Origin of the sequence: Pseudomonas sp. WS 5532 (genome assembly GCF_012985445.1) — a bacterium.
GTDB lineage: Bacteria > Pseudomonadota > Gammaproteobacteria > Pseudomonadales > Pseudomonadaceae > Aquipseudomonas > Aquipseudomonas edaphica.
The window spans coordinates 44,656-68,099 of sequence record NZ_JAAQWK010000023.1 but is presented as its reverse complement, the minus strand read 5'-3'; the positions used below and the strand labels follow the sequence as shown (position 1 = coordinate 68,099).

Annotated in this window: 27 protein-coding genes and 1 tRNA gene; 17 read left to right on the top strand and 11 right to left on the bottom strand. The window is 59.6% G+C overall.

Translation table 11 applies throughout. From position 1 onward, the window contains the following. Position 1: 1 nt before the first annotated feature. From HBO23_RS28290 to HBO23_RS28280, 3 genes are read right to left on the bottom strand one after another with little or no spacing between them, the layout of a single operon-like run. Positions 2 to 460, bottom strand: coding sequence for a tripartite tricarboxylate transporter TctB family protein (locus tag HBO23_RS28290; RefSeq protein WP_170040576.1), 459 nt, complete (start codon positions 458 to 460; stop codon positions 2 to 4). A 60-nt stretch (positions 461 to 520) separates the two neighbouring features. Continuing rightward, positions 521 to 1,510: a tripartite tricarboxylate transporter substrate binding protein gene (locus HBO23_RS28285; RefSeq protein ID WP_169985851.1), complete on the bottom strand. Its 990-nt coding sequence runs from the start codon at positions 1,508 to 1,510 to the stop codon at positions 521 to 523. Between the two features lie 27 nt (positions 1,511 to 1,537). After that, the gene (locus tag HBO23_RS28280) at positions 1,538 to 2,827 is read right to left on the bottom strand and encodes an OprD family porin (protein WP_170040575.1); all 1,290 of its coding nucleotides are present in this window, start codon (positions 2,825 to 2,827) and stop codon (positions 1,538 to 1,540) included. Positions 2,828 to 3,062: 235 nt separating this feature from the next. Between HBO23_RS28280 and HBO23_RS28275 the strand changes: the two genes are divergently transcribed. Continuing rightward, entirely contained in the window at positions 3,063 to 3,734 is a 672-nt protein-coding gene (locus HBO23_RS28275; RefSeq protein WP_017137322.1) for a response regulator, read from the top strand. After that, entirely contained in the window at positions 3,727 to 5,112 is a 1,386-nt protein-coding gene (locus HBO23_RS28270) for a sensor histidine kinase (protein WP_017137323.1), read from the top strand. The genes HBO23_RS28275 and HBO23_RS28270 overlap by 8 nt, the downstream gene beginning before the upstream one ends. Here HBO23_RS28270 and HBO23_RS28265 read toward each other — a convergent pair whose 3' ends face one another. Then, positions 5,113 to 5,934 (bottom strand): HDOD domain-containing protein, encoded by an 822-nt coding sequence (locus HBO23_RS28265; RefSeq protein ID WP_017137324.1) that lies wholly within the window; start codon positions 5,932 to 5,934, stop codon positions 5,113 to 5,115. A 36-nt stretch (positions 5,935 to 5,970) separates the two neighbouring features. Then, entirely contained in the window at positions 5,971 to 6,912 is a 942-nt protein-coding gene (locus HBO23_RS28260) for a folate-binding protein YgfZ (protein ID WP_170040574.1), read from the bottom strand. 140 nt (positions 6,913 to 7,052) lie between these two features. Between HBO23_RS28260 and HBO23_RS28255 the strand changes: the two genes are divergently transcribed. After that, a complete protein-coding gene (locus HBO23_RS28255) occupies positions 7,053 to 7,307 on the top strand; it encodes a succinate dehydrogenase assembly factor 2 (protein ID WP_017736358.1) in 255 nt (84 codons plus the stop codon). Then, positions 7,291 to 7,737: a protein YgfX gene (locus HBO23_RS28250; RefSeq protein ID WP_170040573.1), complete on the top strand. Its 447-nt coding sequence runs from the start codon at positions 7,291 to 7,293 to the stop codon at positions 7,735 to 7,737. Before HBO23_RS28255 ends, HBO23_RS28250 begins: the two co-directional genes overlap by 17 nt. Here the strand turns inward: HBO23_RS28250 and nadB are convergent. Beyond that, the gene (nadB, locus tag HBO23_RS28245) at positions 7,706 to 9,322 is read right to left on the bottom strand and encodes an L-aspartate oxidase (RefSeq protein ID WP_017137328.1); all 1,617 of its coding nucleotides are present in this window, start codon (positions 9,320 to 9,322) and stop codon (positions 7,706 to 7,708) included. The genes HBO23_RS28250 and nadB overlap by 32 nt on opposite strands. 463 nt (positions 9,323 to 9,785) lie before the next feature. Here nadB and rpoE point away from each other — a divergent pair, with 463 nt between their 5' ends. From rpoE to HBO23_RS28225, 4 genes are all read left to right on the top strand, one after another. Beyond that, on the top strand, positions 9,786 to 10,367 hold the full coding sequence (gene rpoE / locus HBO23_RS28240) for an RNA polymerase sigma factor RpoE (RefSeq protein WP_003172477.1): 582 nt from the start codon (positions 9,786 to 9,788) through the stop codon (positions 10,365 to 10,367). 32 nt (positions 10,368 to 10,399) lie between these two features. Then, positions 10,400 to 10,987, top strand: a complete 588-nt coding sequence (locus HBO23_RS28235; RefSeq protein WP_034096393.1) for an RseA family anti-sigma factor — start codon at positions 10,400 to 10,402, stop codon at positions 10,985 to 10,987. 16 nt (positions 10,988 to 11,003) lie between these two features. Next, positions 11,004 to 11,963, top strand: coding sequence for a MucB/RseB C-terminal domain-containing protein (locus HBO23_RS28230; RefSeq protein WP_170040572.1), 960 nt, complete (start codon positions 11,004 to 11,006; stop codon positions 11,961 to 11,963). A 234-nt stretch (positions 11,964 to 12,197) separates the two neighbouring features. Beyond that, the gene (locus tag HBO23_RS28225) at positions 12,198 to 13,637 is read left to right on the top strand and encodes a DegQ family serine endoprotease (protein WP_017137331.1); all 1,440 of its coding nucleotides are present in this window, start codon (positions 12,198 to 12,200) and stop codon (positions 13,635 to 13,637) included. A gap of 67 nt (positions 13,638 to 13,704) precedes the next feature. On the opposite strand, the gene HBO23_RS28220 is transcribed toward HBO23_RS28225, so the two are convergent. After that, the gene (locus HBO23_RS28220) at positions 13,705 to 15,138 is read right to left on the bottom strand and encodes a M48 family metalloprotease (RefSeq protein ID WP_017137332.1); all 1,434 of its coding nucleotides are present in this window, start codon (positions 15,136 to 15,138) and stop codon (positions 13,705 to 13,707) included. 95 nt (positions 15,139 to 15,233) lie between these two features. Here HBO23_RS28220 and HBO23_RS28215 point away from each other — a divergent pair, with 95 nt between their 5' ends. Together HBO23_RS28215 and HBO23_RS28210 are read left to right on the top strand one after the other, a co-directional pair. Further along, positions 15,234 to 15,473: a sulfurtransferase TusA family protein gene (locus tag HBO23_RS28215; RefSeq protein ID WP_017137333.1), complete on the top strand. Its 240-nt coding sequence runs from the start codon at positions 15,234 to 15,236 to the stop codon at positions 15,471 to 15,473. Positions 15,474 to 15,504: 31 nt separating this feature from the next. Further along, positions 15,505 to 16,575 (top strand): AI-2E family transporter, encoded by a 1,071-nt coding sequence (locus tag HBO23_RS28210; protein WP_017137334.1) that lies wholly within the window; start codon positions 15,505 to 15,507, stop codon positions 16,573 to 16,575. Between the two features lie 129 nt (positions 16,576 to 16,704). On the opposite strand, the gene HBO23_RS28205 is transcribed toward HBO23_RS28210, so the two are convergent. Both HBO23_RS28205 and HBO23_RS28200 read right to left on the bottom strand, forming a co-directional pair. After that, positions 16,705 to 17,178 carry a peroxiredoxin gene (locus HBO23_RS28205; RefSeq protein WP_017137335.1) on the bottom strand — a complete coding sequence of 158 codons (474 nt, stop codon included), beginning with the start codon at positions 17,176 to 17,178 and terminating at the stop codon, positions 16,705 to 16,707. Positions 17,179 to 17,188: 10 nt separating this feature from the next. After that, positions 17,189 to 17,749, bottom strand: a complete 561-nt coding sequence (locus HBO23_RS28200) for a glycine cleavage system protein R (protein WP_017137336.1) — start codon at positions 17,747 to 17,749, stop codon at positions 17,189 to 17,191. A 273-nt stretch (positions 17,750 to 18,022) separates the two neighbouring features. On the opposite strand from HBO23_RS28200, the gene dapA reads away from it, so the two are divergent. From dapA to HBO23_RS28165, 7 genes are all read left to right on the top strand, one after another. Then, the gene (gene dapA / locus HBO23_RS28195) at positions 18,023 to 18,901 is read left to right on the top strand and encodes a 4-hydroxy-tetrahydrodipicolinate synthase (RefSeq protein WP_017137337.1); all 879 of its coding nucleotides are present in this window, start codon (positions 18,023 to 18,025) and stop codon (positions 18,899 to 18,901) included. A 17-nt stretch (positions 18,902 to 18,918) separates the two neighbouring features. Continuing rightward, on the top strand, positions 18,919 to 20,034 hold the full coding sequence (gene bamC, locus HBO23_RS28190; RefSeq protein WP_017137338.1) for an outer membrane protein assembly factor BamC: 1,116 nt from the start codon (positions 18,919 to 18,921) through the stop codon (positions 20,032 to 20,034). A gap of 4 nt (positions 20,035 to 20,038) precedes the next feature. Then, positions 20,039 to 20,797 (top strand): MBL fold metallo-hydrolase, encoded by a 759-nt coding sequence (locus HBO23_RS28185; protein WP_170040571.1) that lies wholly within the window; start codon positions 20,039 to 20,041, stop codon positions 20,795 to 20,797. A gap of 27 nt (positions 20,798 to 20,824) precedes the next feature. Then, positions 20,825 to 21,538 (top strand): phosphoribosylaminoimidazolesuccinocarboxamide synthase, encoded by a 714-nt coding sequence (gene purC, locus HBO23_RS28180; RefSeq protein WP_017137340.1) that lies wholly within the window; start codon positions 20,825 to 20,827, stop codon positions 21,536 to 21,538. A gap of 83 nt (positions 21,539 to 21,621) precedes the next feature. After that, positions 21,622 to 21,711 (top strand) — tRNA-Ser (locus HBO23_RS28175). Positions 21,712 to 21,830: 119 nt separating this feature from the next. Beyond that, positions 21,831 to 22,226 carry a nucleotidyltransferase domain-containing protein gene (locus HBO23_RS28170; protein ID WP_017137341.1) on the top strand — a complete coding sequence of 132 codons (396 nt, stop codon included), beginning with the start codon at positions 21,831 to 21,833 and terminating at the stop codon, positions 22,224 to 22,226. Continuing rightward, positions 22,216 to 22,665, top strand: a complete 450-nt coding sequence (locus tag HBO23_RS28165; protein WP_017137342.1) for a DUF86 domain-containing protein — start codon at positions 22,216 to 22,218, stop codon at positions 22,663 to 22,665. Before HBO23_RS28170 ends, HBO23_RS28165 begins: the two co-directional genes overlap by 11 nt. A gap of 69 nt (positions 22,666 to 22,734) precedes the next feature. Here HBO23_RS28165 and HBO23_RS28160 read toward each other — a convergent pair whose 3' ends face one another. Both HBO23_RS28160 and HBO23_RS28155 read right to left on the bottom strand, forming a co-directional pair. Continuing rightward, positions 22,735 to 23,022 carry a type II toxin-antitoxin system RelE/ParE family toxin gene (locus HBO23_RS28160; RefSeq protein WP_170040570.1) on the bottom strand — a complete coding sequence of 96 codons (288 nt, stop codon included), beginning with the start codon at positions 23,020 to 23,022 and terminating at the stop codon, positions 22,735 to 22,737. Next, positions 23,012 to 23,251 carry a type II toxin-antitoxin system RelB/DinJ family antitoxin gene (locus tag HBO23_RS28155; protein ID WP_026013721.1) on the bottom strand — a complete coding sequence of 80 codons (240 nt, stop codon included), beginning with the start codon at positions 23,249 to 23,251 and terminating at the stop codon, positions 23,012 to 23,014. Before HBO23_RS28155 ends, HBO23_RS28160 begins: the two co-directional genes overlap by 11 nt. Between the last annotated feature and the right edge of the window lie 193 nt (positions 23,252 to 23,444).

Sequence of the window (23,444 nt, the reverse complement as noted above, 5' to 3'; positions counted from 1 at the left end):
ATCAGTTCTCCAGAACTTCAAGCAGGCCGAGGGGCAGCGGTACATCCATGGCCTTGTCGAACAGCAGGTACAGGCCGATAGCCATGAGGGTGACGATCACTACGCTGGGCAACCAGCGGCCGCCATACAGGCGTGCCATTGGAATGCCGATCAACATGCTGCTGAGGATGAAGCCCAAGGGCTCGAAAGTGCCGGCAAACACGATCAGCAGCGCGACGCAAAGGCTGATCTTGATCAGGGTTTCGCGGTCCAGCGCGGGTTCTTCTTCGGTGTGCTTGATTGGCTGCGGGCGAAAGATCATGTAGATCAGGCCCAGGCTCATCAGGCCGAGCATCAGCAGCGGAAAGGCACGTGGGCCGACCGGCTCGTAGGAAAACGCCGCCTGATACGGCCAGGCCATCAGTGCCAGGCCGGCGCAGACCAGCAGCATCACCGAGGCGAAAATGCGTTGTAAGAGCATGTGGAACTCCTGGGCCGCGCCGCCCGTTAAAGAGGGCGCAGCCGTGCAAAAGAGGGGCGATTACTGGATCAGGCCGAACTCTTTGGCCAGCACTTTGTAGTCAGCCACCTGTTTCTTCACGTAGGTGTCGAGCTCCGGGCCGGTCATGGCAAACGGGAACAGCTCGCGCTGGTCACGCAGCTTGGCGAACTCTTCGGAGGCCAGCAGTTTGTCGAACGCTTCTTTCCACCAGGCGTAGTCGGCATCGCTGACTTTTGGCCCGAGGTAGAAACCGCGGACCACTGGCCAGACGATGTCGTAGCCTTGCTCTTTGGCGGTCGGAATGTTCTTCATTTCCGGCTCGTCCAGGCGCTCTTCGGCGAACACCGCTAGCAGGCGCATGTCACCGCTGAGGATGTGCGGCATGGAGTCGGAGATGTCGGTGCTGCCCACCTGGATGTGGCCGCCGAGCAGGGCGGTGGCGATTTCACCGCCGCCTTCGAGGGCGACATAACGCAGTTCGCGCGGGTTGATGCCGGCGGCCTTGGCGATCAGGGCGGTTTGCATCCAGTCCTGACTGCCTACGGTGCCGCCGGAACCGATCACCACGCTGCCCGGATCTTTCTTCAAGGCTTTGACGAGATCGTCGAGGGTCTTGTAGGGCGAATCGCTTTTCACTGCGATGGCACCGTAGCTGGTGCCGACCGCTGCCAACCAACGCACGGCGCTTTCATCAAAACGGCCGAACTTGCCCTGGGCCAGGTTCAACAGCGAACCGCTGGACCAGGCCACCAGTGTGCCGCCGTCCGCTGGGCGCTGTGCTACCACCGCGTTATAGGCCACCGCGCCCACGCCGCCGGGCATGTAGGTCACACGCATCGGTTTACTCAGCAGCTTCTCATTGACCAACGCGCTTTGCGCCAGTTTGCAGGTCAGGTCAAAACCACCGCCGGGGGAGGCTGGGGCGATGCATTCCGGGCGTTTGGGTTCGTCGGCGGCCAGTAGTTGGCCGGCGAACAACATGCAGCCGGCGGCGAGGGCCAATTTACGCAGTGAATAGGTCATTTGAATCTCCGTCTTGTTGTTATTTAGGGGCTACTACCAAAGTGCGACGCTATAGCTGACCAGCACGCGTACTTCATCCGCATCACGGGCCGAGTAGTTGGAGCGGTACGTGGCATTACGCAGGCGAAACGCGACATCCTTGAACGTGCCACTTTGTACGATGTAGCGGATCTCGCTGTTGCGTTCCCACTCCTTGCCGGTCTCGCCGTTCTTGAGCTTGATGTTGTCACCCGACAGGTAACGGCTCATGAAGCTCAAGCCGGGAATGCCCAGCTTGGCGAAGTCGTAGTCGTAGCGCGCTTGCCAGGAGCGTTCTTCGGCGCCGGCAAAGTCGTTGATCTGTACGAAGTTGACCAGGTACGGGTCGGCCCCATCCACATACGGAAAGGCGCTGTCGCCGGACATGTGCTGGTAGCCGGCGCTGAGCTTATGGCCATTGAGGGCATAGCTGAACAGGCCGTTGAGGGATCTGTTGTCGATCTTGCCGCCATGGGCCGCGCCCGTGTCATCACTGATGGCCAGGCGCAGGTCGGTGCCGAAGGTGCCGGGGCCGAGCGGGCGCGAGGCAACCAGGCCGAGGAAGTGCTGGCGGTACACGTCATCGAGTTGGGCGAAGTGGTAACTGCCGGTGATCTTGTCGGCGAACTTGTAGTCCACGCCGCCGAAGTTGAAGTGCTTGCCGGTAGCGCCGCTGACGAAACGGCTGTTCTTGTTGTTGAGGGCGATTTCTTCGTAGTCGGTGGAATCGCGGTCTTTGGCTTTGTCCAGGCGGCCGCCGGTAAACACCATGTTTTTGAATTCTTTGGAGGTCAGCAAGCCACCGTTGAAGGTCTGCGGCAGGATGCGGCCGTCGTTGGGCTTGAGGGTCGGCAGTTCGGGGATCAGCGCACCGATCTTGAGTTCGGTGGCGGAGATCTTCACTTTGCCGGTCAGGCCGAGTTTGGCGTAGTCGTCGACAGCGCGGCCGTTGTCAGTGGGCAGCAAGCCAGAACCTGTGCGGTCGGGGCTGGAGTCGAGCTTGACCCCGAGCATGCCCAGCGCGTCCACACCAAAGCCGACGGTGCCGTCGGTGTAGCCCGATTGCAGGTTGAGCATGAAGCCCTGAGCCCATTCGTCGCGCTTGGATTGCTGCGCGCTGGTGCCGTCGCGAAAGTCGCGGTTGAAGTACATATTGCGGGTTTCCAGGGTCGCGCTACTGTCTTCAAAGAAGGCAGCCTGGGCAAGCGGCGAAAAGCCGGCAAGGGCGGTGGCACTGGCAAGGGCGGTCTTGGCAAGACGGGAAAAACGCACAGGCGGGCAAGCCTGGGGCTGGGTCGACAGCATCGTGGTGTACTCCGTTATTGTTCTTATTTTGGCGAAAACGCTTCGAGGCGTTTTTCGATCGCTACTGATCAGGTAGCTCGGCGGGCATTACCCACCGTTGCTGGATGCTAAAGGGCGAAGCTTTCACTAACCTTTCAGCTGCCTTTCAATGTTTTCGGGCTTCACAGGGCAGGCGGCGCCTGTAAACTGCCCGCCAAAGCGTGGCGTCGACCATGCCCGAACGAGGTGAAAATCCATGCGTGTCCTCTTGGTTGAAGACCATCTGCAACTCGCCGAAAGTGTTGCCCAAGCGCTCAAGAGCACGGGTTTGACCGTCGACGTACTGCACGACGGCGTGGCCGCGGACCTGGCCTTGAGCAGCGAGGAATATGCGGTGGTGATCCTCGATGTGGGGCTGCCGCGCATGGATGGTTTTGAGGTGTTGGCGCGTCTGCGGGCGCGTGGGAAAAATCTGCCAGTGTTGATGTTGACGGCGCGCAGTGATGTAAAAGACCGTGTGCATGGCCTGAACCTGGGCGCTGATGACTACCTGGCCAAGCCCTTCGAGTTGACCGAGCTGGAAGCGCGGGTCAAGGCGCTGTTGCGCCGCAGTGTGCTGGGCGGTGAACGTCAGCAGGCGTGCGGCGTGCTGGTCTACGACCTGGATACCCGGCGTTTCACCGTGGGCGGCGAGCTGATGACGTTGACCTCTCGCGAGCAGGCGGTGCTTGAGGCGCTGATCGCGCGGCCCGGCCGCGTGATGAGCAAGGAGCAACTGGCTTCCCAGGTGTTCGGCCTGGACGAGGAAGCCAGCCCCGACGCGATTGAAATCTACGTGCACCGCCTGCGCAAGAAGCTCGACGGCCAGCCCATCGCCATCGTGACCTTCCGTGGCCTTGGCTACTTGCTGGAAGCCCGTGATGCATAAGCCCAGCAGCCTGCGCTGGCGGCTGCTGTGGAACCTGGCGCTGCTGCTGGTGGTGCTGATGCTCGCCAGCGGCATGAGTGCTTACTGGAATGGCCGCGAAGCTGCCGACACCGCCTATGACCGCACTTTGCTGGCTTCTGCGCGCACCATCGCCGCCGGGTTGACCCAGGTGGACGGCACCCTGAGTGCCAATGTGCCGTATGTGGCGCTGGATACCTTCGCCTACGACAGTGCCGGGCGGATCTATTATCAGGTCAATGACATCGACCGAAAATTGATCTCCGGCTACGAAAACCTCCCTGGCCCACCGCCGGGCACGCCGCGCACCGATGATTACCCGGCGTTGGCGCGGTTCTACAACGCCATGTACCAGGGCCAGCATGTGCGGGTGGTCAGCCTGCTCAAGGCGGTGTCAGAGCCGAACATGAACGGCATGGCGGAAATTCGCGTGGCCGAAACTGACGAAGCTCGCGAGAGCATGGCTCGCAGCCTGATGGCCGACACTTTGCTGCGCCTGGGCATGCTGGCGGTCGGTGCGTTATTGCTGGTGTGGTTTGCCGTGAGTGCGGCACTGCGCCCGCTGGAACGCCTGCGCACCGCCGTGGAAGAACGCCAGCCCGACGACTTGCGCCCGCTGCCGCTGGTGGAGGTGCAGCATGAGTTCGGCCCGTTAGTGCGCTCGCTTAATCATTTCACCGAGCGCTTGCGCGGCCAGTTCGAGCGCCAGGCGCAGTTTATCGCCGACGCCGCCCACGAATTGCGCACCCCGCTGGCGGCGCTCAAGGCCCGGCTTGAGCTGGGCCTGCGCAGCAGCGACCCGGCGACGTGGCGCAGTACCTTGGAAACCGCAGCCCAAGGCACCGACCGTCTGACCCACTTGGCCAACCAATTGCTGTCCCTGGCACGCATCGAAAACGGCGCGCGGGCGATTGCCGAGGGCGGTGCGCAATTGCTTGACCTCAGCCAGCTGGCGCGGGAACTCGGCATGGCCATGGCGCCGCTGGCCCACGCGCGGGGCGTTGCCCTGGCATTGGAGGCGGACGAACCGGTGTGGCTGCGCGGTGAGCCGACCTTGCTGAATGAACTGCTGAGCAACCTGGTGGATAACGCCCTGGCCCACACCCCATCGGGCGGGAACGTGATTCTGCGGGTGACCGCGCCGGCGATCCTGGAAGTTGAAGATGACGGCCCAGGCATCCCGCTGGATGAGCGGGACCGGGTCTTCGAACGTTTCTACCGCCGCAGCCAGCAGGGCATGGGCTCGGGCTTGGGGCTGGCGATTGTCGGCGAGATCTGCCGGGCGCATTTGGCGCAGATCAGCCTGCATGATGGTGAATTGGCGGGGTTGAAGGTGCGGGTGAGTTTTATCGCGGGGTAGTCAATAGAACATCGAGCGCGCTTCATCCAGCTCGGCACGCAGTGTCTCGCTGTAGGGGTCGATGCGCAGCTTCTTGAGCGCCGGCAGGCTGGTAACGTCTACGTTGGCCAAGGGATGCGCGGTGCCTCGGTGGCAATACAGTACGGCGATTTGCACCACGTCGATGTAGTCCAGGCTTGGGGAGTCACGCTCCAAATCCAGGTACTGCCCCGGCAGCTTGGCCAGCATTTCCGGGAAATCCCACACACCCAGCAGTTTGTCACCCAGCAACGGGTGAATACTGTCGATGACATGGTTGAGGCTGACCGGGTCGGCCAACAGCTCGTAACGGTCTTCGGCGTAGGTGAGGATCGGCAGCACACCAATCTGATGCACCAGCCCGCCGAGGGCGGCCTGGTCCGGCTTGAGGTGGCTGTGGTTGCGGCACAAGGCATAACTCACGCCCGCCACTTCCAGGCTGCGGCGCCACACTTCGCGCATTTTTAGTTCGACGACTTCGGAGCGGGCGTGGAAGATCTGTTCCATGACCAGACCGATGGCCAGGTTGCTGCTGTAGTTGGTGCCCAGCCGCGTGATGGCGGTATGCAGATCAGTGACTTCCTGGGTTGCGCGTAGCAGCGGGCTGTTCACCACTTTGATCAGGCGCGCCGACAGCGCGGTATCGCGACCGATCACTTTGCTCAAGTGGCTGATGCTGATCTCCGGGTCTTCCGCGGCCTGACGAATGTTCAAGGCCACTTCCGGTAATGTCGGCAGAACCAGGTCATCGTTGTCGATGGCCGTTACCAAAGCCTGTTGGACTTTTTCCGCCAGCTTGTTCATTCATGCTCTCTAGGGTGTTGCAAAAAGGTGCGGCGATTAACGCTGGATCTCTTTATCTCGATCCAATAGGTACGGCAGATCGAGCAGGTTGAGGCCTGGGCCTTCCAGGGTGCCTACGTGCACATCGCCGCTGTCGGCAGCTTCGGCTTGCAGCACGGCCAGAAGTTCAATGGAATGGTCAGCTTTTGCCGCGATGACGACTTCGCCGATCGCGCTGTTATGGTTGGGCGAGAACAGCGGAGTGCCTGGCTCGGGCAATTGCGCCGCATTGAGGCTCAGGCGATACAGGCGACGCTTGAGTTTGCCCAGGTACTGCATGCGCGCGACGATTTCCTGGCCGGTGTAGCAGCCTTTTTTGAAGCTGACGCCGCCTACGGCCTGCAGGTTAAGCATCTGCGGGATAAACAGTTCGCGGGTCTGCGGCATGACCTGGCCGATGCCGGCGCGGATCTGGCCGAGCAACCAGTCATTCAAGTCAGCTTGTTGCAGTTGGCTGGCCAATTGCTGGCGTACGCCTTCGGCGTGTTCGGCAGGCACCCAGAGTTCGGCGCGGTTCTGGGAGACACGAATGGCAATCAATGTGTCGGTGCGCACCACGCTGTCGGTTTCAGTTGGCAGCTCAAGCCCAAGGGTGGCCAGGGTTTGATCCGCATTCGAGAGACCAAAGCGTGCCCAGGCGGCGCTTTCGTCGGTGAGTTTGGATTTGGAGAACACCGCGTATTTCTTCAGGTCTGCCAGTTGCGGTTCGAGCAGCTCAGTGGCCATGGCCAGCAACACGCCGTCACCTTGCAGCAGGATGCGAAAACTCGACTGCATGCGGCCTTTTTGCGTACAACGCGCACCAAGGCTGGCCTGGGTGTCGCTCAGGTAATTGAGGTTGCAGGTCAGTTGCCCTTGCAGGAACTTGGCGGCGTCGGAGCCGCGGACGGCAAGGACGCCTTCGTGTGTCAGGGGGCAGAAAAATGCAGAGTCGGCCATGGGTCTTCGCAGGTCAAAAAGTCATGCGTGCATCATAGAGGGGCGCCCGGCAAATGGATAGTTTCCGTATGGGGCGACCAAAGCCGAGTGTTCCGCTGCCGTTGGGCCTGTATACTTGCGCGCTATTTGAGGAGCAGTCCATGGTCGAAGATGTAGAAATCAACCGCCTCTACTGGCACAGCCGCCGTGGCATGCTGGAGTTGGATGTGTTGCTGGTGCCGTTCACTAAAGAAGTGTACGCGACGCTGGATAAGGTAGACCGCGATCTCTATGTGCGGCTGCTGACGTGCGAAGACCAGGACATGTTCGGTTGGTTCATGGAACGCGCCGAATCTGAAGACCCGGAGTTGCAGCGCATGGTTCGGATGATCCTGGATCGTGTCCAGCCCAAGTAATCGCTTCGAATGCCGCTGGCAGGCCTCACGGCTGTTGCTGGCGGCGTACCTGCTTGCCCAGTTGTTCGCGCTGGGTGCCTTGTTGTTTATCGATTTGCCCTTCGCAAGCCTTGTCATTCTGCTGTGCCTGGCCCATGCCGCCTGGGTGTTGCCGCGTCATATCCTGCTGACTCACCGTTCGTCGATTCGTGGCCTGCGCCGTGACGAAGATGGCTGGCAATTGTTCAGTGCCGAGCGCGGCTGGCACAGCGTACAGCTGCGTCCGGACAGCCTGGCGTTGCCGCTGATCGTGGTGCTGCGCTATCGGGTGCAGGGCGAGTGGTGGGTGCGTTCGGTCTGTGTACCTATGGATTCGCAGGTCGCCGATGTGCACCGGCGCCTGCGGGTGCGCTTGAAGTTCAGTCGCCGTAGGTGGCTGGCACCAGAATAGTGTCGCGGGCTTCGGGCAGCATCTGCGGGTAGTCGAGGGTGTAATGCAGGCCGCGGCTTTCCTTGCGTTCCATGGCTGAGCGGATCATCAACTCGGCAACCTGGGCCAGGTTGCGCAACTCGATCAGATCGCGGCTGACTTTGTAGTTGCTGTAGAACTCGTCGATTTCGTCCAGTAGCAAACGCACGCGGTGTTGAGCCCGTGCCAGGCGCTTATTGGTGCGCACAATGCCTACGTAGTCCCACATGAAGCGCCGCAGTTCGTCCCAGTTGTGGGCGATGATCACGTCTTCGTCGGAGTCGGTCACCTGGCTGGCGTCCCAGCGCGGCAGGGCAGCGGGCACCGGGATGCGGGGTAGCTGTTCAAGGATGTCGGTGGCCGCCGAGCGTGCGTAGACGAAACATTCGAGCAGCGAGTTGCTGGCCATGCGATTGGCGCCGTGCAGGCCGGTGAAGCTGGTTTCGCCGATCGCATACAGGCCGGGCACGTCGGTGCGACCGTGTTGGTCGACCATCACGCCACCGCAAGTGTAGTGCGCGGCCGGGACCACCGGGATCGGGCCTTTGGTGATATCGATGTTGAACGCCAGGCAGCGCTCATAGACGGTGGGAAAGTGCGTCTTGATGAAGGCTTCGGGCTTGTGGCTGATGTCGAGGTAGACGCAGTCGATGCCCAGGCGCTTCATTTCGTGGTCGATGGCGCGGGCCACGATATCCCGTGGCGCCAGTTCGGCGCGGGGGTCGAAGCGCTGCATGAAGCGCTCGCCGTTGGGAAGTTTCAGGTGCGCACCTTCACCGCGCAGGGCTTCGGTGATGAGGAAGCTCTTGGCTTGCGGGTGATACAGGCAGGTGGGGTGGAACTGGTTGAATTCCAGATTGGCCACCCGACAGCCTGAACGCCAGGCCATGGCGATACCGTCACCGCAGGCGCCGTCGGGGTTGCTGGTATAGAGGTAGACCTTGGCGGCACCGCCTGAGGCGAGAATGGTGAAGCGTGCGCCGTAGGTGTCCACTTCGCCACTGGCGCGGTTGAGCACGTAGGCGCCGAGGCAGCGTTCGCCGTCCAGGCCCAGACGCTTTTCGGTGATCAGGTCGACGGCGACGCGTTGCTCCAGCAATTCGATGTTGGGGCGTTGGCGGGCTTGCTCGAGCAGGGTCTTGAAGATGGCGGCGCCAGTAGCATCGGCGGCGTGGATGATGCGGCGATGGCTGTGGCCACCTTCGCGGGTCAGGTGGAACTCGAATCCGCCGTCATCGCTGCCCGCGTGTTCGTCGCGGGTGAACGGCACGCCCTGGTCGATCAGCCATTGGATGGCTTCGCGGCTATGCTCGACGGTGAAGCGCACCGCGTCTTCGTTGCACAGGCCGCCGCCGGCGTTAAGGGTGTCTTCGACGTGGGATTGCACGGTATCGGTGTCGTCCAGCACGGCTGCGACACCGCCCTGGGCCCAGAAAGTCGAGCCATTGGCCAGGTCGCCCTTGCTCAGGACCGCAATGCGCAGGTGGCTGGGGAGGGTGAGTGCCAGGCTCAAGCCGGCCGCACCGCTACCGATCACCAGAACATCGTGTTGAAACTGTTGGCTCATTTGAAGGATTCCGCAAAAAGCGATCCAAAGGGCTGGCGCAAACAGGACGCCTGGATCGGCGAATCAAAGGGTCACACGGGCCACTAGTATATAGAGGGGGGGAGCGGCACAATAGCCGGGCATTCGTGGCAATGTGAAATTACGGTGCACAGCTGGGGTCATATGGGCCGGCTATTGGGATGGGAACTTTTTGCATGAGCCCCGACTCAATAGCAGGTTGCCCGAAAGCTGGGAAAACGTTGAGTTTATTGGCCCGTCGGGAGCATTGGACGCGTCAGAAAACCGGCGACAAGATTATTCGCGCAGCCGGCCTAGCCCGTGCTGCGTTTTTCGTGTGTGCCAAATCAGTGCATGCCGGAAACTTGCTTGGAGGGGGAGAACTTTTGCGAGAAGTCCTAGTCTATGTTTGCAAGCCTGATCGTTTAGTTATGCAAGCCTCCTGCGAGTACAACGAGGAGTGTTCATGCTAACCCAGGAAGAGGATCAGCAGCTGGTCGAGCGCGTTCAACGTGGCGACAAGCGAGCATTTGATCTGCTAGTGCTGAAATACCAGCACAAAATTCTCGGGTTGATCGTGCGGTTTGTGCACGACACCCATGAAGCGCAGGACGTTGCACAGGAAGCCTTTATCAAGGCGTACCGTGCACTTGGCAATTTTCGCGGTGACAGTGCGTTTTACACGTGGCTGTACCGCATCGCCATTAACACGGCGAAGAACTATCTGGTGTCTCGCGGCCGCCGCCCACCGGACAGTGATGTAAGTTCAGAAGATGCAGAATTTTACGATGGTGATCACGGCCTCAAAGATCTCGAGTCGCCGGAACGTGCTTTGCTGCGCGACGAGATCGAAGGCACCGTTCATCGCACTATTCAGCAACTGCCAGAAGATTTGCGTACGGCGTTAACTTTACGTGAATTCGATGGTCTCAGTTACGAAGACATTGCGAGCGTCATGCAGTGTCCGGTGGGGACTGTAAGGTCACGGATTTTCCGGGCCCGGGAAGCCATCGACAAAGCCTTGCAACCGTTGTTGCAGGAAAACTAAAGACAGCGGCGACAGCCAAGAGAGGAACCGCCATGAGTCGTGATGCCCTGCAGGAATCGCTGTCCGCAGTGATGGATAACGAAGCGGATGAACTGGAACTTCGTCGAGTGCTCAACGCATTTGATGATGCCGAAACCCGTGATACCTGGTCTCGTTACCAAGTCGCTCGGGCGGTGATGCACAAGGATCTTTTAATCCCTCGTCTGGATATTGCTGCGGCCGTTTCTGCCGCGTTGGCCGATGAAGCCGTTCCGGCAAAAGCTGCTCGTGGTCCATGGCGTAGCCTGGGTCGCCTGGCAGTAGCTGCCTCGGTGACTGTTGCCGTGTTGGCCGGTGTTCGCCTGTACAACCAGGACGAAATTGCCGGTGCCGAACTGGCCCAGCAGACTCAGCAACCGGTCATGGCCGGTCCGCAAGTCAAAGGCCCAGCGGTACTGGCCGGCTACAAGGAAAGCTCTGATGCCACCGGCCCTATGGCCAACGGCGTACTTCAAGGGCAATCCGGCTGGCAGGACCAGCGTCTTCCAGGCTACCTGCGCCAACACGCACAGGAATCGGCCTTGAAAGGCACTGAAAGCGCTCTGCCATACGCTCGTGCAGCCAGCCTGGAAAACCGCTAAACCGCTAAGGGGCCCTATGCGCGCCATACCGCTCCTTACGCTTTTGCTCAGTGGTTGTTTTGCACTATCCGCCCATGCCGACGAAGCCCAAGACTGGCTGACTCGACTTGGGCGTGCAGAACAGCAGCAAAGCTTTGCAGGTACGTTCGTCTACGAGCGTAACGGCAGTTTCTCTACCCATGACATCTGGCATCGCGTCCAAGACGGTCACGTCCGCGAGCGGCTGTTGCAACTCGACGGCTCTGCCCAGGAACTGGTGCGCGTAGATGGACGCACGCAGTGTGTCAGTGGCACCTTGGTTGCCGGCCTTGGCAACTCGCCTGATGCGCCCTCGCGCGCTCTGGATCCGCAAAAACTAACTCAATTCTACGAACTGGCCGTCATTGGCAAATCTCGCGTGGCCGGTCGGAATGCGGTGATTGTGTCGATTACTCCCCGTGATCAATACCGATATGGCTTTGAGTTGCACCTGGATCGTGAAACCGCGCTGCCGCTAAAGTCCCTGTTACTCAATGAGCAGGGTCAGTTGTTGGAGCGCTTCCAGTTCACTCGACTGAACACTTCGGCTGCGCCATCAGATCGTGACTTACTGCCCAGCAGCGAATGCTCACCTGTGGCTGTTTCCAGCACCAAAGCACTCGAGGTGCCCGCCACTCACGCATGGCATCTGGACTGGTTGCCTCCAGGTTTTCAGCTCACCAACAGCGTCTCGCGAAAAGATACTCAGACCCACGCCACTGTCGACAGTCTGATGTACGACGACGGGCTTGCACGTTTCTCAGTGTTTCTTGAGTCCACCGACGGTGCGAGTGTGAGCGAAACACGCACGCAGCTTGGCCCAACTGTGGCCGTGTCGCGCCGTCTGAACACGGTCGATGGCGAAGTCATGGTGACGGTTGTAGGCGAAATCCCCATCGGCACCGCCGAACGCATCGCGCTGTCGGTGCGCGGCGAAAAGACCGCCGCCAAGCCATGAGTCGTTAATCCTATGTTCATCCTGACCTTTCAATGTGAGCCTTTGCGCGGTTGGGGGCTGAGAGCATGAAATTTCTGGATCAGTATTTTCACTTGCAAAACATCCCCATGTTTTTTATAGGTCAGAGCTTGTCGGCTCTGACCTTATTTTGTTCGCGGAACAAAAATGCCGGTCGAAGTTTTCGGCGTTTCTTGAACCCTGTCGCTCAACCCTGCTCGTCGTAACGGGAGCTGTATGTCGATACCACGTTTGAAGTCTTACTTAACCATAGTCGCCACGGTATTGGTGCTGGGTCAGGCAGTGTCCGCGCAAGCGGCCGAGCTGCCTGACTTCACCCAATTGGTGGAGCAGGCTTCGCCTGCCGTGGTGAATATCAGTACCACGCAGAAGCTGCCGGATCGCAAAGTCTCGAACCAGCAGATGCCTGACCTGGAAGGCTTGCCGCCCATGCTGCGCGAGTTCTTTGAGCGCGGTATGCCGCAACAACGCTCCCCGCGTGGCGGCGGTGGCGGGCAGCGTGAGGCGCAGTCCCTGGGCTCGGGCTTCATTATTTCGCCAGACGGCTACATCCTCACCAATAACCATGTGATTGCCGACGCTGACGAAATTCTCGTGCGCCTGGCCGACCGCAGTGAGTTGAAAGCCAAGCTGGTGGGCACCGATCCGCGTTCCGACGTGGCTTTGCTGAAAATCGAAGGTAAAGACCTGCCCGTACTGAAACTGGGTAAATCCCAGGACCTTAAAGCCGGGCAATGGGTGGTTGCGATCGGTTCACCGTTTGGCTTCGACCATACCGTGACCCAGGGTATCGTCAGCGCCATCGGTCGCAGCCTGCCAAATGAAAACTACGTACCGTTCATCCAGACCGACGTGCCGATCAACCCGGGTAACTCCGGTGGTCCGCTGTTCAACCTGGCGGGCGAAGTGGTGGGGATCAACTCGCAGATCTACACCCGTTCCGGTGGTTTCATGGGCGTGTCCTTCGCCATCCCGATCGACGTGGCCATGGACGTTTCCAACCAGCTCAAAAGCGGCGGCAAAGTCAGCCGTGGCTGGTTGGGTGTGGTGATCCAGGAAGTGAACAAAGACCTGGCTGAATCGTTCGGCCTCGACAAGCCGGCCGGTGCCTTGGTCGCGCAGATTCAGGACGACGGCCCGGCTGCCAAGGGCGGCCTGCAAGTGGGCGACGTGATCCTGAGCATGAATGGCCAGCCGATCGTCATGTCCGCCGACCTGCCGCATCTGGTAGGCGCTCTGAAAGCCGGCAGCAAAGCTAAGCTGGAAGTGATTCGTGATGGCAAGCGCCAGACCGTTGAGCTGACCGTCGGCGCGATCCCGGAAGAGGGTGCAACCCTGGACGCACTGGGCAACGCCAAGCCAGGCGTTGAGCGCAGCAGCAATCGCTTGGGCATTGCCGTGGTTGAGTTGACCGACGAGCAGAAGAAGAGCTTCGACCTCAAGAGCGGTGTTGTGATTAAAGAAGTCCAGGACGGCCCAGCCGCCTTGATCGGCCTGCAGCCGGGCGACGTGATCACCCACCTGAACAACCAGGCGATCAACTCCACCAAGGAATTCACCGACATCGCCAAAGCGTTGCCGAAGAATCGCTCGGTGTCGATGCGCGTGCTGCGTCAGGGCCGTGCAAGCTTCATCACCTTCAAGCTGGCCGAGTAATCCGCTAGCTCAATAAAAAGCCCCGCTTTCGGTTACCGAAAGCGGGGCTTTTTTGTGGGCGATGGTTTTAGCTCATCATCCCTTTCACCAAGCGTTCCTGTTCGATCAGCTCACGCTGGCGCGCGTCGATACGCGAGGACAGTGGGAAGTTGTTGCCGGCCCGGCGTTTGGCAAAGTCCAATTGCTGAATGGCCTGCTTGAAGTCACCCACCAAAGCAAAGTACTCGGCGCGTGCCTGATGCAGACCAATGATATTGCCGGACAGGCCGCGAGTCTCTGCCACCTGGTACCACACATCCGGATCATCGGGGCGCGACTTGAGCAGCCCGTCCAATGCCTTTTCAGCATCGGCCGTACGGTTCTGCTTGAGCAGCACATCTATGCGAATCTGATTAAGCGGATAGCTGCCGGGGTACTGGGCCAGCATCCGGTCAGTACGTTGCTGGGCATCCGGCAGACGGTTGCTGTCGATATCCAACTCGATCTGCGCCAGGTTATAGGTAATGTCGTTGGGCGCCTTGGCCAGCAGCGGCTGCAAGCTTTCCCGTGCCTCTTTGAACTGGGTACCCTTGATCTGCGCGATGGCCAGGCCATAACGCGCTATATCGTTTTTCGGGTTCTCGTCCAATTGCGCCTGGAAGCGCTTGGCGGCCAGCCCCGGCGTGTCTTCGTATTGCAACTGCACCCGTGCGCGAATCAGTTGGTAGCGCAAGCTGTCTTCCTTGCCGCCCTGCTTGGCTTGTTCGGCACGGTTGCGGGTGTCGGCGATCCGCGACTCGGTCACCGGGTGAGTCAGCAAAAACTCCGGTGGCTTGGCATCGAAACGGTATTGGCGCATCAGGCGTTCGAACATCGTCGGCATGGAGCGTGGGTCGTAACCGGCTTTTTCCAGGTTGAGGATGCCGATACGGTCAGCCTCTTGTTCGTTCTGGCGCGAAAACCTGCGCTGTTCCTGGATAGCTGCCGCCTGGCTGCCCGCAATCGCGGCAATGCCAGCATCACCTGCACCCGCTGCCGCCGCGATAATGCCGCCGAGCAGGGCGGCCATCATCGGAATCTGCATGCGCGACTGCGCTTCCACACCTCGCGCGAAGTGACGTTGGGACAGGTGAGCCAATTCGTGAGCGAGTACCGAGGCATATTCGCCTTCAGTCTGAGCATTCAGGAACAAGCCGCCGTTAACCCCTACAATCCCGCCGGGTGCGGCAAAGGCGTTGAGTTGCGGGCTGTCGATGAGGATGAACTCCAGGCGTCGGTCATTCACCTGGCTGGTCTCCACCAGCTTGTACACGCTGGTTTCGACGTAATCCTTGAGCTGCGGGTCATTGAGTTGCGAGACCTGGCCTCGCAGGTAGGCCAGCCATGCGCGGCCCAGTTGGAATTCCTGTTGCGGCGAGACAATGGCAGAACTGGCGTCGCCGAGTGACGGCAGGTCGTCAGCGAAGGCCGGAGAGGCCAGCAGGCAAGCCAGCGTCAGCAGGGTAGGGCGCAAAAAAGTCATGCACAAAGCCTTTCGACAAAGAGCTTACTGTAGCCGGACACTGAGCTTCGGACCAGATATTCTAAGCACTCCAAACGCATGCCCGGAGCAAACCGATGACCAACGCTGTAGCCTTTGACGCCGAACTCGATGCCAGTGGCCTCAATTGCCCGCTGCCCCTGCTCAAGGCCAAGCTGGAACTCAACCGCTTGGCCAGCGGTGCCGTGCTCAAGGTGATCGCCACGGACGCAGGCTCCCAGCGCGATTTTCGCACCTTTGCCAAGCTGGCCGGGCACACCCTGCTGCACGAAGAAGATGCCGCCGGTGTGTACCGTTACTGGTTGCGCAAGGCCTGAACTGTTCGCCCCCACCGCCCGAGGTTGATTGATGTTCAAAGTGTTACGAGACTGGATTCAGCGCTATTTTTCCGATGAAGAAGCGGTGGTGCTGGCCGTCCTGCTATTCCTGGCTTTTACCGCCGTGCTCACCTTGGGCGGCATGCTGGCGCCAGTATTGGCGGGTATGGTGCTGGCCTACCTGATGCAAGGTTTGGTCACTACCCTGGAACGTCTGCGTTTGCCCGGCGGTGTGGCGGTAGGGCTGGTCTTTGCCCTGTTCATGGGGCTGTTGGTGGTGTTTATCGTCGTGGTGCTGCCATTGCTGTGGCATCAGTTGATCACCTTGTTCAACGAGTTGCCGGGCATGCTCGCCAAGTGGCAATCGCTGTTGCTGCTGTTGCCGGAGCGTTATCCACACCTGGTATCGGACGAGCAGGTGTTGCAGGCCATTGAAGTGGCGCGCGGCGAGATCGGAAAGTTCGGACAATGGGCGCTGACTTTTTCCCTGTCCAGCCTGCCGCTCCTGGTCAACATCATGATCTACCTGGTGCTGGTGCCGATCCTGGTGTTCTTCTTCCTCAAGGACCGCGCAATGATCGGCCGCTGGGTCAGCGGCTATCTGCCGCGTGAACGGGCGCTGATCACCCGAGTGGCCGAAGAAATGAACCGGCAGATTGCCAACTATATTCGCGGCAAGGTCATTGAGATTGTGATCTGTGGCGGCGTCACCTACATTGCGTTTGTCGCGCTCGGGCTGAACTACGCGGCGCTGCTCGCCTTGCTGGTGGGTGTATCGGTGGTAGTGCCGTATGTGGGCGCGGTGGTGGTGACCGTGCCGGTGATGTTGATCGCGTTGTTCCAGTGGGGCTGGAGCGACCAGTTCATCTACCTGATGGCGGTGTACGGGATTATCCAGACCCTGGATGGCAACGTGCTGGTGCCGCTGCTGTTCTCGGAGGCCGTCAACCTGCACCCGGTGGCGATCATCTGCGCGGTGCTGTTGTTTGGAGGGCTGTGGGGGTTTTGGGGCGTGTTCTTTGCAATCCCGCTGGCGACGCTGTTCAAGGCCGTACTGGATGCGTGGCCGCGGCAAGAGCCGGTGGTGGCGCCGCTTTTGTAACAGCAACCTTATTGTGGCGAGGGGGCTTGCTCGTGCTGGATCGCTTAGCGGCCTCTGAAAGCGGGAGCGCTTCGCACTCCAGCGCGAGCAAGCTCGCTCGCCACAACAAGCTCGCTCGCCACAGCAGGGTCAAGCTTTATTCAATGCCTGTGCCGCCGCCAACACCGCATCCACATGGCCCGGCACTTTCACACCACGCCATTCCTGACGCAGCACGCCATCCTTGTCGATCAGGAACGTGCTGCGGTCCACGCCCAGGTATTCCTTGCCATACAGCTTCTTCAGCTTGATCACATCAAACAGCTGGCAAACCGCTTCGTCCTTGTCGCTGATCAGCTCGAAGGGGAATTCCTGCTTGGCCTTGAAGTTCTCGTGGGACTTCACGCTGTCTCGCGACAAGCCAAACACTTCGGTATTGGCAGCCTTGAACGCGGCGTACTGGTCACGAAAACCCTGACCCTCGGTGGTACAACCCGGGGTGCTGTCCTTTGGGTAGAAGTAGATCACCACTTGCTTGCCCTTGAGGGCTGCAAGGCTGAACGTCTGGCCGCTGGTGGCCTGGGCTTCGAAATCGGCCACGGGTTTGTCGATGGCTACCGGCATAGGTACTTCCTTACATTGGGTTCTGTGGGCGCCATGGCTCGATCAGTGCGTCGAGGTTCAGGGCATCGGCGAAATCCAGGAACTGGTCACGCAGCCAACTGATCTGCACGCCGGCCGGCAAGGTCACGGTGAACGTGGCGTTGAGCATGGTGCCGCCGGTTTGCGGGGCCTGGTAGGTGTCGCAGGTCAGGTTTTCCAGCTCGACGTTGTGGTCGATGAAAAACTGGCACAGCTCATTGACGATGTCCGAGCGGTAGGCCGAGCTGACATACGCTACATAAGGCAGGGCCTGCGGGCGGTTTTCCAGGGCGGCGCTGCGCACGACGTTGACGGTGAAGTTGTGCTTCTTGGCCAGGCCCGGCAGGCCGGTTTCGAGGCGCGCCAGGGCGTCCCAGCTGCCGGAGATCTGCAGCACCAACGCGCTGCACTCGCCGTGGCGGGTGAGGCGGGAGGTCACGACGGCGCAGCGGTTCTCATGGCTGGCGCGGCACAGGACGTTGGTCAGCTCCATGGGGTTGGCGCCGAGGGCACTGATAACAAGGAATTGTTCGCGAACTGTGGGGGTGGACATGCAGCCTTCCTAAAGCGATGAGCGGTCGATACCGTGTGGGCCGTATCGATCAAAGGATGAAGGGTAGCGAAAACCATCGCCAAGGGCTAGGAGGTGGCGTTTTCATTACGCGATCGGTCTGATTTCAGCGTGCTTCAAGCCGCGCTTTGGCCCAATGATGGCATTGCCCGTCGTTTAGTTGCCCCAGAACGCATCCTCAGGCGGTACTTCGCTTGTACAAGCATCTTGGCGCCAGTACCATTACGGCTCTCTTTTTCCGGCAGGAGCGGTTGCATGATTGCGGGCAGTATGGTGGCACTGGTCACACCCATGGATGCACAAGGTCATCTCGACTGGGACAGCCTTGGCAAACTGGTGGACTTCCACCTGCAAGAAGGCACCAACGCCATCGTGGCGGTCGGCACCACAGGTGAATCGGCCACCCTTGATGTGGAAGAACACATCCAGGTCATCGAGTTCGTGGTCAAGCGCGTGGCGGGCCGCATTGCCGTAATCGCCGGCACAGGCGCCAACTCGACGCGTGAAGCGATCGAGCTGACCAAGAACGCCAAGAAAGCCGGCGCCGATGCCTGCCTGCTGGTAACCCCGTACTACAACAAGCCGACCCAGGAAGGCTTGTACCAGCACTTCAAGGCCATCGCCGAAGCCGTCGACATCCCGCAGATCCTCTACAACGTTCCTGGCCGCACGGCCTGTGACATGAAGGCCGAGACCGTGATCCGCCTGTCCACCGTGCCGAACATTATCGGCATCAAGGAAGCTACCGGCGACCTGCAGCGCGCCAAGGACATCCTGGCCGGCGTGAGCAGCGACTTCCTGGTGTATTCCGGTGACGACGCCACGGCGGTCGAGCTGATCCTGCTGGGCGGCAAAGGCAACATCTCGGTGACCGCCAACGTCGCGCCACGCGCCATGAGCGACATGTGCGCCGCCGCCATCGCCGGTGATGCCGTAAAAGCCCGTGCGATCCACGAGCAACTGATGCCGCTCAACAAGACACTGTTTATTGAATCCAACCCTATTCCCGTGAAATGGGCACTGTTTGAGATGGGCTTGATGCCGGACGGTATCCGTCTGCCGCTCACCCGGCTCAGCGAAGCCTGTCACGAACCGCTGCGACAGGCCCTGCGCCAGTCCGGCGTCCTGGTTTAATTGAGGAAGCACTACGCATGAAGCGATTGGCCGGACTTTCCGCACTTGCCTTGATTATCTCCAGCACCAGTGGCTGCGGTTGGGTATGGGGCCCGGAAGGCTACTTCCGTGACCGCGGCAGCGATTACCTGGAAGCCCAAGCAACCAAACCGATGCAACTGCCGCCGGACGTCAACGTCGCCAAGCGCCTTGACCCGTTGTTGCCGATTCCGCGCAACGTCGCCGATGACACCACCAAGGGCGAGTACGTAGTGCCACGCCCGCAGCCGATCTCGGCCGTGGCGGACACCAGCGACTACAGCCTGCAAAAGAGCGGCGACAACCGCTGGATCATGGCCCAACGCCCACCGGCTGAAGTCTGGCCAGTGGCGGTGCAGTTCTTCCAGGACAACGGTTTCAGCATTGATCAACAACGCCCGCAAACCGGTGAGTTCACCACGGCATGGCAGCATGGCAGCGAACTGTCCGCCAGCATGGCCAAGCGTCTGCAGGCGAGCGGTGTAGCGCCCGACAGCGAAGCCCGTGTGCGTGTGCGCATCGAGCCAGGCGTGCAGCGCAATACCAGTGAAGTCTACGTGGTGAGCGCCGAGCGTCCTGCCGGCAGCACTGCCAACGTCGATTTCACCCCGCGTTCGGTCAACATGGGCGTAGACGCCGCGTTGGTCGACGAGATGCTGGCCAGCATGAGCCGTATCTCCGAGAAGGGCGGTTCGGTTTCCCTGCTCGCCGCCGGTAACTTCGACACGCCTAACCGCGTCAGCCTCACCGAAGACGGCAGCGGCAACGTGGTGCTCACCCTGGGTGAAGACCTCGACCGTGCCTGGGCCAGTGTTGGCCGTGCGTTGGAGCAAGGTCCATGGCGCGTTGAAGACATCAACCGCAGCCTGGGCCTGTACTACATCAACGTAGCGGAAAAGGCCGAGAAGAAAGACGACGAGCCAGGTTTCTTCGGCAAGTTGTTCGGCAGCAAGCCGACCAAGGAAGAGATCGAAACCCGTGCCGAGCGTTATCAGGTTCGTTTGAGCAAGGTGGGCGAGAGCGTACAAGTGACCGTCGAGAAGAACATCAACACCGTTGCGCCGGCTGAAACAGCCCGCAAAGTGTTGGGCGTGATTCAGGACAACCTGGGCTGACCCGATGCGTTTTGCCGTTCTCGGCAGCGGTAGCCAAGGGAACGGCACGCTGGTCGCACATGACGACACGTATGTGCTGGTGGATTGTGGTTTCTCGTTAAAAGAAACCGAGCGGCGCCTGCTGCGCCTGGGGGTTCACCCCTCGCAGCTGAGCGCAATTGTGGTGACCCACGAACATGCCGACCACGTGCATGGCGTGGGTTTGCTGTCTCGGCGCTACAATCTTCCGGTGTACCTGAGTCGCGGCACCTTGCGCGGGATGCGCAAACCCATAGAACCCGCAGGCTTCCTGGCCGGTGGCGAGACGCTGCAGATCGGTGCGTTGAGCATTGACGTAGTTGCCGTAGCGCACGACGCCCAGGAACCGACGCAGTATGTATTCAGTGGCGGTCAGCGGCGTTTCGGCGTGCTCACCGACCTGGGGTCCTACTGCTCCAGGGTGCTGGACGGTTACCGTGACCTCGATGCCTTGATGATCGAGTCCAACCACTGCCGCGACCTGCTGGCACGTGGTCATTACCCCTACTTTCTCAAGCAGCGGGTAGGCGGCGAACTGGGACATTTGAACAACCACCAGGCGGCGTACCTGGTGTATGAGTTGGGCTGGCAAGACTTGCAACACCTGGTCCTGGCCCACCTGAGCAGCAAGAACAACCTGCCTGCGCTTGCGCGGCAATGTTTTGTCGACACCCTTGGGTGCGACCCGGACTGGCTGCAACTGGCCGATCAAGATTCAGGGCTCGACTGGCGACACATCGCCTAGCCCACCATTTAGCAAGCGGAGCCCATCATGGAAAAACGTGAAGAACTCTACCGCGGCAAAGCCAAGTCGGTATACAAGACCGACGACGCCAACCGCCTGATCCTGCTGTTTCGCAACGACACCTCGGCGTTCGACGGCAAGCGCATCGAACAGCTTGATCGCAAAGGCATGGTGAACAACAAGTTCAACGCCTTCATCATGCAAAAACTCGAAGCGGCCGGCATTCCGACCCAATTCGACAAACTGCTGGGCGATAACGAGTGCCTGGTCAAGAAGCTCGACATGATCCCGGTCGAATGCGTCGTGCGTAACTACGCCGCCGGCAGCCTGGTCAAGCGCCTGGGCGTGGAAGAGGGCCTCAAGCTCAACCCTTACACGTTCGAGCTGTTCCTGAAGGACGACGCCAAGGGCGACCCGTTCATCAACGAATCCCACGTGGTGGCATTCGGCTGGGGCACCGCTGAGCAACTGGTACGCATGAAGGAGTTGTCCCTCAAGGTCAACGACGTGCTGAGCAAGCTGTTCGACGACGCAGGCCTGCTGCTGGTCGACTTCAAACTCGAATTCGGCGTGTTCCACGACGGCACCATCGTCCTGGGCGACGAATTCAGCCCGGACGGCTGCCGCCTGTGGGACAAAGCCACCAAGAAAAAGATGGACAAAGACCGCTTCCGCCAAGGCCTCGGTGACGTCATCGAAGCCTACGAAGAAGTCGCCAACCGTCTCGGCGTACCGCTGTAACCGACGCAAGCATCTGATAGCACGGAAAAAAATCGCTTTTTTGGTTTGCTTTCGCGAAACACACTGTTATGATGCGCGCCGTTGGAGAGATGCCAGAGTGGCCGAATGGGACGGATTCGAAATCCGTTGTACCTTCACCGGTACCTAGGGTTCGAATCCCTATCTCTCCGCCATTATTGAATAACGAAAAACCCCCGATAACTTAATTGTTGTTGGGGGTTTTTTGTTTGGGGCAGAAATGTCGAGGCGATTTCTGCTACGGTCATTCATCAGATGACACGTGGAGCGCAACATGAACGTTGAGCAAGTGTTGGCTCACTTATTGGCCGGTATTCCTGATCTGATCGCGGTTTATGTCTTTGGCAGTCAGGCGACAGGCGAGGCACATGCTGACAGCGATCTGGACTTGGCAGTGCTTGTTGCGGGCTCTGTGGATCCGCTGCTGTTGTGGCGGTTAGCTGGAGAGCTTGCTGACATTGTGGCGGTGCCCGTTGATTTACTCGACCTGCGGGCGGCGTCCACCGTCATGCAATATCAAGTCATAACAACAGGGCGCAGGCTCTGGAACAAGGACAGCCAAGCAGGTATTTTCGAGAGTTACATCCTCAGCGAAAAAACCGAGCTGGACACTGCAAGGGCAGGGTTGCTGGCCGATATCCAGAAGGAAGGGAAAGTGCATGGTCGATGATGTGCTCATCAACAAAGCGTCGAGCATTGAGCGTTGTGTCGCTCGCGCTCGCGAGGAATACGACAAGAACCCCACCAGTTTCGCTACTGATTTCACCCGTCAGGATGCGGCGATTCTTAATATTCAGCGTGCGTGTGAGGCCGCTCTGGATATGGGGCAGCATCTAATTCGACGTGAACGACTGGGTGTTCCTCAGGGTGCTCGAGACGTGTTTGAGTTGCTGTCACGAGGCGGTTGGGTCCAATCGTCTCTGCTGACCAACCTGAAAAACATGGTCGGTTTCCGCAATATCGCAGTGCATGAGTATCAAACGCTTCAGTTGCCGATCACTGTTGCAATCATCACTCAGCATTTAGGTGATTTTCTGGCATTTAGCGCATTTATCCTGACTAAGGATGCAGGGCAGTCAGCGGTTGTCGCAGATACTGGGTTCATTTGAACGAGCTTGACTTGGTCCCCCTGGGCTTTCTGTCCAAGCGCAATATTGCGAAGGATGTCAGATCTACTGCTAGCTCAAACGCTCGCCCGCTTTACGATAAGCCTGTTCACGCTCCCGTTTATCAATGGCCACCACCACCACTGTGATTTCCTGATCGATCACCTGATAAACCAGCCTGTAACCGCTGCTGCGTAGCTTGATTTTGTAGCAGTCGGGCAGGTCATGCAGGCGATTGGCTTCAATACGTGGGTTGTTCAGGATGGCCGCCAGCTTCTTTTTGAGCTGCTGACGAATGGTGTCGCCGAGCTTTTGCCACTCCTTCAATGCACGCGCATCGAAATCAAGGCTATAGGTCATCTATAGAAACCTTTACCCGTTGAGGCGATGCTAATCGTTCCCGGACGGTGGCCATCAACGCTTCATCTTCCTCAGTCATCAGAACGGGCTTGAAAGGTAGCTGGCCGCGATCCGCCACGTATTGCAGGGCCTGGCGCATCAGTTCGGAAGGCGTAACGCCGAGCTTTTCCAGTTCGAGATAGGCGCGCGCTTTCAGGTCGTCATCGATACGGATGCTTATAGTCGCCATGGGAAAGATCCTCGTGTAATGACGTTGGTCATTACATTGGATCAAGAGGGGCTTATTGGCAAGCCTGTCGGGATGTATGGCGTTCGCATACTCCCTTGTTAGCGCGTCACAATGTCCATGTGTCATAGAGGCTCCTCAGCACACCAGCGATCTTTTTTAGGCTAGCCCAGGGGCTTGGGTACACAAGCTTCAT